This window comes from Streptococcus oralis, from assembly GCF_019929345.1.
Classification (GTDB): domain Bacteria; phylum Bacillota; class Bacilli; order Lactobacillales; family Streptococcaceae; genus Streptococcus.
The window spans coordinates 38045-48987 of the sequence record NZ_JAHZPJ010000007.1 but is presented as its reverse complement, the minus strand read 5'-3'; the positions used below and the strand labels follow the sequence as shown (position 1 = coordinate 48987).

13 protein-coding genes and 1 pseudogene are annotated in these 10943 nt (G+C 38.1%); 7 read left to right on the top strand and 7 right to left on the bottom strand.

Annotated elements, in window-relative coordinates; translation table 11 throughout:
• Positions 1-40: 40 nt before the first annotated feature.
• The 4 genes from K1I97_RS05980 to K1I97_RS05965 all read left to right on the top strand — a co-directional run bounded on the left by K1I97_RS05980 (position 41) and on the right by K1I97_RS05965 (position 2844).
• Positions 41-250: a helix-turn-helix domain-containing protein gene (locus K1I97_RS05980; protein WP_000614445.1), complete on the top strand. Its 210-nt coding sequence runs from the start codon at positions 41-43 to the stop codon at positions 248-250.
• A 61-nt stretch (positions 251-311) separates the two neighbouring features.
• Entirely contained in the window at positions 312-530 is a 219-nt protein-coding gene (locus tag K1I97_RS05975) for a hypothetical protein (protein ID WP_223331867.1), read from the top strand.
• Complete coding sequence (locus K1I97_RS05970) at positions 527-1246, top strand: HaeIII family restriction endonuclease (RefSeq protein WP_223331868.1); 720 nt, start codon at positions 527-529, stop codon at positions 1244-1246. Before K1I97_RS05975 ends, K1I97_RS05970 begins: the two co-directional genes overlap by 4 nt.
• A gap of 278 nt (positions 1247-1524) precedes the next feature.
• Positions 1525-2844 (top strand): DNA cytosine methyltransferase, encoded by a 1320-nt coding sequence (locus K1I97_RS05965; RefSeq protein WP_000391068.1) that lies wholly within the window; start codon positions 1525-1527, stop codon positions 2842-2844.
• A 44-nt stretch (positions 2845-2888) separates the two neighbouring features.
• On the opposite strand, the pseudogene K1I97_RS05960 reads toward K1I97_RS05965, so the two are convergent.
• From K1I97_RS05960 to K1I97_RS05935, 6 genes and pseudogenes are all read right to left on the bottom strand, one after another.
• Positions 2889-3347, bottom strand: a pseudogene (locus K1I97_RS05960) (IS3 family transposase); the annotation flags it as partial.
• A 420-nt stretch (positions 3348-3767) separates the two neighbouring features.
• Positions 3768-4130 (bottom strand): hypothetical protein, encoded by a 363-nt coding sequence (locus K1I97_RS05955; RefSeq protein ID WP_000819424.1) that lies wholly within the window; start codon positions 4128-4130, stop codon positions 3768-3770.
• 232 nt (positions 4131-4362) lie between these two features.
• Positions 4363-4512: a 50S ribosomal protein L33 gene (rpmG, locus tag K1I97_RS05950; RefSeq protein WP_001265622.1), complete on the bottom strand. Its 150-nt coding sequence runs from the start codon at positions 4510-4512 to the stop codon at positions 4363-4365.
• A gap of 15 nt (positions 4513-4527) precedes the next feature.
• Positions 4528-4710 (bottom strand): 50S ribosomal protein L32, encoded by a 183-nt coding sequence (gene rpmF, locus K1I97_RS05945; RefSeq protein WP_000290417.1) that lies wholly within the window; start codon positions 4708-4710, stop codon positions 4528-4530.
• A 152-nt stretch (positions 4711-4862) separates the two neighbouring features.
• Complete coding sequence (locus K1I97_RS05940) at positions 4863-5063, bottom strand: PTS ascorbate transporter subunit IIC (RefSeq protein WP_223331869.1); 201 nt, start codon at positions 5061-5063, stop codon at positions 4863-4865.
• A gap of 2 nt (positions 5064-5065) precedes the next feature.
• Positions 5066-6073, bottom strand: a complete 1008-nt coding sequence (locus K1I97_RS05935) for an SPFH domain-containing protein (RefSeq protein ID WP_223331870.1) — start codon at positions 6071-6073, stop codon at positions 5066-5068.
• Between the two features lie 183 nt (positions 6074-6256).
• On the opposite strand from K1I97_RS05935, the gene ilvD reads away from it, so the two are divergent.
• Positions 6257-7960 (top strand): dihydroxy-acid dehydratase, encoded by a 1704-nt coding sequence (ilvD, locus tag K1I97_RS05930; RefSeq protein WP_000137343.1) that lies wholly within the window; start codon positions 6257-6259, stop codon positions 7958-7960.
• 175 nt (positions 7961-8135) lie between these two features.
• On the opposite strand, the gene K1I97_RS05925 is transcribed toward ilvD, so the two are convergent.
• Positions 8136-8477, bottom strand: coding sequence for a metal-sulfur cluster assembly factor (locus K1I97_RS05925; RefSeq protein WP_173277288.1), 342 nt, complete (start codon positions 8475-8477; stop codon positions 8136-8138).
• A gap of 123 nt (positions 8478-8600) precedes the next feature.
• Between K1I97_RS05925 and K1I97_RS05920 the strand changes: the two genes are divergently transcribed.
• Both K1I97_RS05920 and K1I97_RS05915 read left to right on the top strand, forming a co-directional pair.
• Entirely contained in the window at positions 8601-9452 is an 852-nt protein-coding gene (locus K1I97_RS05920) for a helix-turn-helix domain-containing protein (protein ID WP_223331871.1), read from the top strand.
• Between the two features lie 188 nt (positions 9453-9640).
• Positions 9641-10888 carry a transporter gene (locus tag K1I97_RS05915; RefSeq protein ID WP_223331872.1) on the top strand — a complete coding sequence of 416 codons (1248 nt, stop codon included), beginning with the start codon at positions 9641-9643 and terminating at the stop codon, positions 10886-10888.
• Positions 10889-10943 lie beyond the last annotated feature (55 nt).

The window sequence follows — 10943 nt, the reverse complement described above, 5'->3', positions numbered from 1 at the left end:
AATATATAATAAAGATTTTATCAAAGTGAGTAATGTCTAGATGATACAAATTGAATTTGGAAAAAGAGTTAAAGAATTACGAATGACAACTGGTCTAAGTCAGGAAAAGTTTGCACTTAAGATAGGAATGGATAGAACATATTTCGCTTCAGTAGAGTCTGGCAAACGAAATATTTCATTGAAAAATATTGAAAAAATAGCTAATGGATTTAATATTTCGATTGCTCAGCTATTTGTTGACCTGAAGTAAGAGGCATATAGTTGAAACATCAAAAACGTAAATATTTAGGGAAGTTGAAAGGAGAACAATAATGTCTACAGGTAAAGCCTTTGAATATGCTACTGCAATGAGTTTTTATATCCACGTTAATCACCAAGGTGGTCAAGTCCAAATTGTGAATGATATATATTTTCAAAATGTTAAATCTAGTTTTGACGCACTTGGGGTAAATGATAAAAATAATTTGATGAGTGCTGCAATGTCTGCGGCCTTAGAAGTTTTTAATTTGGAAAAAATTTACAAGATATGACTAATAATCTTATTATCAGAATCGCTCCAGATTCTTACGGAGAAATAGGAGATGTCAGAGATGTAATATTAACTAAGGATGACTGGGAAATTGGTATTTCTTGTAAACATAATCATCAAGCATTGAAACATCAACGGTTATCTAATCGTATAGATTTTGGTAACGAGTGGGCAGGGTATCCCGTTTCACAAAATTACTGGCAAAATGTGCAACCTATCTTTCAAATGCTCCAAACCTATCGAAATGGTGGTGTGAATTGGAGAGACTTGCCTAATTATGGAATTAGTAAAGAGCAGGACGTTTATATACCATTGTTAAATACTTTCTTGAATGAATTCAACCAATTAGATGAAGAACATTCAGATTTAGCTACTAGATTTATGGAGTACTTGGCTGGAAGAAAAGATTTCTATAAATTTGTAATGGATAGGAATCATAGAGTAGTTACAATATACTGTTATAATCTACACGGAGATTTAGGGATAGGAGGGGCAGTTCCTTTTGTACCTCTGCCAACTAATTTTATAAGTAAGTCATGGAAAGTAAATATAAATGGGAGTCAAAGTACTAATACGCTAATTATAGAAATGAATCATAACTGGACAGTAGGCTTACGTTTACACTCAGCAGCTAGCTTAGTAGAAACTAGTTTAAAATTTGATTCGCAACCTATTCAGATACCTAACAGCTTGCTAACTATCCAAATACCATATTGATTTAGATATACAAATCAAGATTAGAAGTTATCTAAAATTGCACAATGTGGAAATTTACATTAGTATTTTGATAAGAGTTGTGAACAAGTAGTTTCTGCTGGCCTTTTTGACAGAAATCTGATATGATATAAAAAATAAGGGAATTATATATCAGTTTACACCAATCACAATATGTAGCGTCTCTGAACAGAGAGTTTGTAAATTTCACAACGCAACTTTGCGGTTGTGTAAACAGGTATATAGTTTCCAAAAAAATCTATAGAAAGAAAATAATATTAATGGAAGAAATTATCATTAAAGATGATCAAAAAAGATCTAGGGGAAAATTCAAACCAGCTCCAAACTTGACTAGCGATGAAGTTAAGAATGTGTTGATGCAAAAGATTGAAGAAGAAACAAATAAAATTATCGAAGATTCAGCTGATTATAACTTAATACAAAATGCTGACTTTCGAGATGATAAAATTAATGTTGTGTCACTATTTTCAGGAGCTGGTGGATTGGATTTAGGAGCTGAGGTGGCAGGTTTATCAACTAAAATTGGTGTTGTTGAAGCTTTAGAAGCTTTAAGAGATAATAAAAAGTTTCAAGCTATTAGAGAAAATGGTTTATTTCATACTATCTACACGAATGATATGTTTGTTGAAGCAAATGAAACTTACAAAAACAATTTTAGCTCAAATATTATTCAACATCAAAAAGATATCAGAAAGGTCGCTCATTTTCCTAAAAATGATTTGACAATTGGTGGTTTTCCTTGCCCTGGGTTCAGTGAAGCTGGTCCTAGGTTGATTGATGATGAGAGAAATTTCCTGTATATTCATTTTATTCGTGAGTTGATCCAAACTCAACCATTATTCTTTGTTGCTGAAAATGTGAAAGGGATGATGACTCTAGGTAAAGGAGAGGTCTTAAAGCAAATTATTGAGGACTTCTCTAGTGCTGGTTATACAGTTTCAGCTCACTTAGTTAATGCGAGAGATTATGGGGTACCACAATCTAGAGAACGTGTATTCTTGGTTGGCGTTCATAAGAAAAAAATTGAGGAAAGGTTTGGCTATCGTTATGAACTACCGTTTCCAACTCATGGAAATCCAACAGAAATTGATTTAATATCTGAAAAGATTCCTTGGGTAACATTGAGAGATGCTATTGGTGATTTAGAGAATAACCCAGGAGAGTACTTTGAAGGTTCATATAGCACCATCTATATGTCTCGTAATCGAAAAAAATCATGGGAAGAACAGAGTTTTACTATACAAGCTAGTGGGCGTCAAGCACCCCAACATCCAGGCGGTAGTCCGATGACTCAGTATATCGATAAAGAAGATGGGCGGAAACGGTGGAAATTTAATGGTAAAAATAGACGTTTATCCATAAAAGAGATAGCACGAATTCAAACTTTTCCTGATTGGTTTGAGTTTAGCTCAGGCTCACCATTAGGTAAGTCGGGGAGAGAAATTTCGAGAAATGCGCAAATAGATAAAGTCTATAAGCAAATTGGTAATGCTGTGCCGGTATTATTAGCAAGAGCTATAATTCAGCCAATCGCTGATTTTTTAAATGCTCATTTAGAAGAAATTAGAAAGATTGATTAAAAAAAGTACCTGCTGTACTGACCCCAAAAAGTTAGACAATTAATTTATCCAAAGGATTTAGTTCTGTATTGCACAGGGCTAAGTCCTTTTAGTTTTACCTTAATTCGTTTGTTGTTGTAATAATCAATATAGTTTACAATAGCTTGTTCAAGGTCCTCTAAAGACCTAAAGTGCTTCTCATAACCATAAAACATTTCCGATTTCAAAATACCAAAGAAGGACTCCATCATACCATTGTCTGGGCTGTTGCCCTTGCGTGACATGGATGGCTGAATTCCCTTACTCTCTAGGAACCGATGATAAGAATCGTGTTGGTATTGCCAGCCCTGATCACTATGGAGAATCGTATTCTCATAATATTTCTCAGTAAAGGCCTGTTCCAACATTGTTTTTACTTGTTCTAAGTTGGGCGAAGTAGAAAGATGATAAGCAATAATTTCACTGTTAAAGCCATCTAAAACAGGCGATAAATAGAGTTTCTGTGTGCTATTTGGAATGGCATATCATTTATTAGTCTGAATACTGATTTAATGCTCAGATTTCTTTCAAAACACTTCCTCCCTATCCAAATTCGGATAGGGTTTTTCATCGTTAAAAACTCTCTTTAGTATCTCGACACTTTCCTTCAGATGGAGGAGTTCGATTTTTCTTCTAAGAACATCAGTATTTTTCTCTATATTCTCGCAATGTCGTTTGATGTGCCATAAGGATTTTTGAATGTTATCTTCTTTTAAATTTTTCATACTCCTATCTTATCAGATGAATATTCAAAAACAATGTTGATTCCCTCAAATGATCAAAATATAGCCTAAAAAGCACTAAAAAATAAATTGTGCCGAATTTCCCTCTGTTAATGGGACAACAAAAAACGCTTCAATCAAAGCGTTTTTATTGTATAAAGAACAACGAATAGTTTGAGAGTTTTACTTGTTGCCGTATTTCTTCAATGCTTTTTTATAAGCTTCACTATCCTTTTTGTAATAGTCCTGCCTCGTTCCTGAGATATCTACAGTGAATACGCCATCCTTGAAGGTATAATTCTCTTTTCGGTTTATGATATTAGAACCAGTCAGTTCGATTGTTGAACTATCTTTATCAATTGTAAAGGCATCAGCCTCCCCTTTATTGATATTTCCTTTGTTACCTGAAATGGTAAAGGCGACTTCATTTCTACTTTCGTTTATCCAGTAGTATTCGCCATCTAAAGAATTGCTTGATTTGTTAGAACAAGCAACTAATAGAATTGTAGATAGAGACACTAAAAGTAATGTGATAAATCTTTTCATTTGCTTACCTCCATTTCTATTATATCAAAGTAATGTTACAAGTGTAAGACAGTTAGCATTAAGGGTGTTTTATCGTTTTAGAAATCAAAAGAACGAATCAATTTCTTATTTCATAAAAGGTAGTGAAAAAGGTAGTGATTTGAATGATATATATTGCGATGTACTGAATTAAACAAAAAGAAAAAACGCATGAAATCAGCGTTTTTCTTCTGTATTGATTCGTATTGAATGCTTACTTCACTTCTGTAAACACAACGTGTTTGCGAAGTTTTGGTGAGTATTTCTTCAATTGAAGACGGTCTGGAGTGTTACGTTTGTTTTTAGAAGTAAGGTACAAGCGTTCACCAGATTCTTTGTGTTCAAGTGTAATATTTACGCGCATGGTATCTCCCTTCTATTATTCAGCTGATGCAGCTTTAGCAATTTTACGTCCTTTGTAGTATCCTTTAAGTGATACACGGTGAGAACGTGAGTAATCTCCAGTAGTTTCGTCAAAGTTTACAGATGGAGCTGTTACTTTGTAGTGTGTACGACGTTTGTTTTTCTTCGCTTTTGAAGTGCGACGTGCAGGTACTGCCATTTTCTTTCTCTCCTTTAGGTATTTAAATTCGATTCAATCTACTGATTTTCATCAACCATACTAGGATAACACATTTTTTTTGTAAAGTAAAGTTACTTGACAAAAAAAGATGAAAAAATTCTCCCGTCCGCCCCAGCAGACAGGAGAAGGTGTTAAATATCAATCTCAAATGGTTCGTCAATAGTTTCCGATACGTATTTTCCGTCTTTCTTTCGTTGTTTGACACACTCTGTGAGGAGATATTCGATTTGCCCATTGACTGAACGAAAGTCGTCTTCTGCCCATGATGCGAGTGCAGCGTATAACTTTGTTGAGAGTCGAAGGGGGATCTGCTTTTTTTTAGCGTCAGCCATCTTTAGTAAAGACTTCCTGTGTTGACAATTGGTTGTGCATCATGATTGCCACAGAGAACGACTAGGAGATTTGAAACCATGGCAGCTTTTCGTTCTTCGTCAAGTTCTACCAATTCCCCTTCATTGAGTCGTTCTAGTGCCATTTCAACCATACCCACAGCGCCGTCTACAATCATCTTACGGGCATCAATAATGGCAGATGCTTGTTGACGTTGAAGCATGACAGCTGCAATTTCTGGTGCATAAGCTAGGTAAGTAATACGTGCCTCAAGGATTTCCAAGCCAGCATCTTCTACGCGACTTTGAATTTCTTCACGAATACGGTTAGCTACAATCTCACTAGAACCACGGAGACTTCCTTCATCTGCTTGTCCATCCCCTGTAGTATCTACATTAGGAGACACATCGTAAGGATAGATGCGGACAATATTACGAAGGGCGCTATCACACTGCAATGAAAGATATTCTTTGTAGTTATCAACGTTAAAGACCGCTTTAGCTGTATCAACAACTCTCCACGTTACCGCGATTCCGATTTCTACGGGATTTCCTAGACAATCATTGATTTTTTGGCGAGAATTGCTCAAGGTCATAACCTTGAGGGAAATCTGTTTCTTGCCAATTTCAAGATTTACATCATTACCATTTGATGATTTCATCCCTGAAAAAGGAGATTTCGTGCTAACGTCCCCACTTTGCCCAAGTCGAGTGTGGTTTGCAGGGTTGACTGCTATGCTGAAGGGATTGACAAAGTAAAAACCAGGTTTTTTGATGGTACCTGTATAGTTACCAAAGAGTGTCAGAACCAGAGCTTCCTGAGGTTTGACAACTTTTAAACCAGCATGAGCTAGTGCTGCAATTATGCTTAGTACAAGCCCGATAATAATTCCAAAAACGTTTTCCGAACCAGCACCCATTATAAATATAAAGATACCAAGTACGAGTGTCAATTCAATGAGAATCAATGCAAATACACCATTTGGTTTTGAATTGATGAGTTTTTCAGTCATAAGAATGACCTCCTGTTATATGATATCTAAATGATATCACTTTAATTTATAAAGTCAAGAAATAAATGTAACATTTTAAAGAAAATATTACTGTATAGAATTTTCTGAAAATTCAAGAATTTTCTTCTGTTCATTGCCTTTAAAATGTGCTATAATAGTAAAAACTGAAACGGGAGGGATAAGATGACTGAATTAGATAAACGTCACCGCAGTAGCATTTATGACAGCATGGTTAAATCACCAAACCGTGCTATGCTTCGTGCGACTGGTATGACAGATAAGGACTTTGAAACACCGATTGTGGGAGTGATTTCGACTTGGGCGGAAAATACACCATGTAACATCCACTTGCATGATTTTGGGAAATTGGCGAAAGAAGGTGTCAAATCTGCGGGTGCTTGGCCTGTTCAGTTTGGAACCATTACCGTAGCGGACGGGATTGCCATGGGAACGCCTGGTATGCGTTTCTCTTTGACATCTCGTGATATCATCGCAGACTCAATCGAGGCGGCGATGGGTGGTCACAACGTCGATGCCTTCGTCGCTATCGGTGGCTGTGATAAGAACATGCCTGGTTCTATGATTGCCATTGCCAATATGGATATCCCGGCTATTTTCGCCTATGGTGGAACCATTGCACCGGGAAATCTTGATGGAAAAGACATTGACTTGGTTTCTGTCTTTGAGGGTATCGGAAAATGGAACCACGGTGACATGACAGCTGAGGACGTGAAACGTCTTGAATGTAATGCCTGCCCTGGCCCTGGTGGCTGTGGTGGTATGTATACAGCTAATACCATGGCGACTGCTATCGAAGTTCTCGGTATGAGTTTGCCAGGATCATCCTCTCACCCAGCTGAATCAGCTGACAAGAAAGAAGATATCGAAGCAGCAGGACGTGCTGTAGTTAAGATGCTGGAGCTTGGTCTCAAACCATCAGATATCTTGACTCGTGAAGCTTTTGAAGATGCCATCACTGTAACGATGGCTCTCGGTGGTTCTACAAATGCCACTCTTCACTTGCTTGCCATTGCTCATGCCGCAAATGTTGACTTGTCACTTGAGGACTTCAATACGATCCAAGAACGTGTGCCTCACTTGGCCGACTTGAAACCTTCTGGTCAGTATGTCTTCCAAGACCTCTACGAAGTAGGTGGTGTACCTGCGGTTATGAAGTACTTGTTGGCAAATGGATTCCTTCATGGCGACCGCATCACATGTACTGGTAAGACAGTTGCTGAAAACTTGGCCGACTTTGCAGACCTTACACCAGGTCAAAAAGTCATCATGCCACTTGAAAATCCAAAACGTGCAGATGGTCCGCTTATCATCTTGAACGGGAACCTTGCCCCTGATGGAGCGGTTGCTAAGGTATCAGGTGTGAAGGTGCGTCGCCACGTTGGACCAGCTAAGGTCTTTGACTCTGAAGAAGATGCTATTCAGGCCGTTCTGACAGATGAAATCGTTGATGGCGATGTTGTCGTTGTTCGTTTCGTTGGACCTAAGGGTGGTCCTGGTATGCCTGAGATGCTGTCACTTTCTTCAATGATCGTTGGTAAAGGTCAAGGAGACAAGGTTGCCCTCTTGACAGATGGCCGTTTCTCTGGCGGTACTTATGGTCTGGTTGTCGGACATATCGCTCCTGAAGCTCAGGATGGTGGACCGATTGCTTACCTTCGTACAGGCGATATCGTTACAGTTGACCAAGATACCAAAGAAATTTCTATGGCCGTATCGGAAGAAGAACTTGAAAAACGCAAGGCAGAAACAACCTTGCCACCACTTTACAGCCGTGGTGTCCTTGGTAAATATGCCCACATCGTATCATCCGCTTCTCGTGGAGCCGTGACAGACTTCTGGAATATGGACAAGTCAGGTAAAAAATAAACTCAAAAAGCAAGCCATTTTCGGCTTGCTTCTTTTCATCTTCAAAAGTGATTTGCCTGCTTATACTCAATAAAAATCAAAGAGCAAACTAGAAAGCTAGGCGCAGGTTGCTCAAAGCACAGCTTTGAGGTTGGAGATAAAGCTGACGTGGTTTGAATTTGATTTTTGAAGAGTATTAACGAGGTGGCAGTCCAAGGGCGATACGGCCGTAGCGACTGATTCGTGTGATCTTCCAAGCAGGCGACCAGGTAACTTCAACCTTGACATCTTCGATACCCTCGATTTGTTTTAGACCTGCGACGATTTCGATAGGCAGGCTTTCGGCACAATCGCAGGCAGTATCAGTGAAAGTCATGACAATCTTGCAGAGACCTGTTTCGTCCAGATTGATTTCATAAATCAGCCCTAGATTGTACACATCCAATTCCACATCTGTATCAAAAATCTTCTCTAGTTTTTCGATAATTTGGTCTTGCAAGGCCAAAGCACGGTCATTGATTTTGATATCCTCTCTCATTACAGTCCCTCCACGTGATAAATATCCTCTATTTTCTCATAATTCTGACAATTTGGCAAGTTTTTGATGAATTTTCTGAAAAATGTGATAAAATGAAGAAAATACGGAATCAAGGGGAAGTCTATGGAGCAGATTGGAACAGTCTTTAGACAATTACGAGAGTCAAGAAATATCTCGCTGAGACAAGCAACTGGGGGACAATTTTCGCCATCCATGTTGTCCCGATTTGAAACAGGTCAGAGTGAACTTTCGGTGGAAAAGTTTCTATTTGCCTTAGAAAATATATCTGCGAGTGTGGAGGAAATCCTCTTTCTGGCTAGAGGTTTTCAGTATGATACAGATTCTGAGTTGAGAAAAGAAATCACAGATATCTTGGATCCAAAGAACATAGCACCTCTCGAGGACTTGTATCGTAAGGAGTATCAAAAGCATGCCCATTCTCAAAACAAACAGAAACATATTCTAAATGCTATTATTATCAAGTCTTATATGAAAAGCATGGATGAAACGGTAGAGTTAACAGCAGAGGAAGAGAAAGTCCTTCATGATTACCTGTTTTCTACCGAGATTTGGGGAATTTATGAACTCAATTTGTTCTCAGTTAGTTCCCCACTCTTATCTGTTCCTCTTTTTACTAGATATGTACGAGAAATGGTCCGCAAATCCGATTTTCTAATGGAAATGAAGGGAAATCGGAACCTTTTTCACACCATGCTATTGAATGGTTTTTTAGCCAGCATTGAGTGTGAAGAATTTACCAATGCATCTTATTTTAAACGTGTCATCAAAGAGCATTTCTACAAGGAAAATGAGACCTATTTTCGAATTGTCTATTTGTGGGCGGAAGGTCTCCTTGATAGCAAGCAAGGCAGAGTTAAGGAAGGACAAAAAAAGATGGAGGATGCAGTTCGTATTTTTGAGATGCTTGGCTGTAACAAATCTGCCGAATACTATAGAAACACGCCCGATTGTTGAATATCTGCAAATTAAGAAAATGATTTAAAATTTGAAGCGATAGAACTCCTGATCTCTCTCAGGCCATTAAAGAAGTTCTATCGTTTTTTATTTGTTGCATATATTCAAAAGTTCTCCCTCTTAAATTTCTAAGTGCTATACTATAGTCATACTTCATATAGGGATTAGAACAAGAAGGGAGATTATCTATGAATCTATTGTTCAGAAATCAAGCTTATCGACTCTTGACTTTGTCACGATTCTTCAATGCTTTTGGTGCTTCAATTTTTAACCTAGTATTTATCGTTTATGCGTCGACCCTGCCACAAGCTTCTTTTGCGGTTGCTATGGCGAATATTGTCATGATTCTTCCGACTCTCTTTACAGTTTTTGTAGGGATTCGGGCAGATTACACGAGGGACAAGGTCAAATGGATGACCTATAGCGGTTTGTTTCAGGCTCTTCTCTTTTTCCTAGCAGCTTTGGTACTTGGTCAAGTCAGTCTCTTTGCCTTTTCCAGCCTGTGTTTGATCAATGTCATTAGCGATGTAATCAGTGATTTTGCTGGTGGTTTGCGCATGCCTCTCATCAAGGAAAAAGTAGCTGAACAAGATCTGATGGAAGCTTATTCTTTTTCCCAGTTCATTACCTATATTTCAGCTATTGGTGGTCAAGCTTTCGGAGTCTGGCTTTTAGATCTATCGGTCAATAATTTTTCTCTCGTTGCTGGAATCAATGCCTGTTTTTTCCTAGTATCAGCTGCTCTTCTCTTTTTAGGAAGAAGCAAATTGAACCTGTCACTTTCATCTGCTGATGGTGAAACCCTAAAAAATGAGAAGCTTTCTATCAAAGACCAGTTTCTATCGATTTACCGAAATTTACGTCTCGTTTTTCTAAAAAGTGGACAGAAAAACTTTGGTTTCATGATTTTTGCTGTCTTGCTTATCAATGCCTTGGGTGGCGCTTTAGGAAGCATCTATAACATCTTCTTTTTGAGCCATTCTCTCTTGAATTTTTCTTACACAGAGGCGCTATTTATCGAGCAAGTCTGCGTTTTATTAGCAGTCATCGTCAGTAGCCTTACGGGCAATGATTATTTTGGGAAGCAGTCCTTGCCTAGATTGATGATGTGGGCGACATTGGGGGTTAGTCTAGTTGGTCTGGCTAACTTATTCAATCAAGTCGTGCTTGGTTTGCTATTTCTCTTTTTTACTCTGTATGTGTCTGGTAAAGTTTCACCAAAGATTAGTGCCATGCTCATGAAAAATCTAGCTCCAGATGTTCTAGCTCGTATCAGTAATTTTTTAGGTTTATTGTTTACCTTATCAGTACCTCTTGGTACAGCCTGTTTTTCACTGGTAGCCGTATGGAATATGCAGTTGACTTGGATCTTATTTGTTGTCCTTTCTTTGCTGGCTATTCTTCTGACAAGTCTGAATCTCAAAAATGACATTTAGATTCCAGTCTTCTTTTCTCACTGTTTTAATCCCTCTATTTATGGTAAAATAAAAC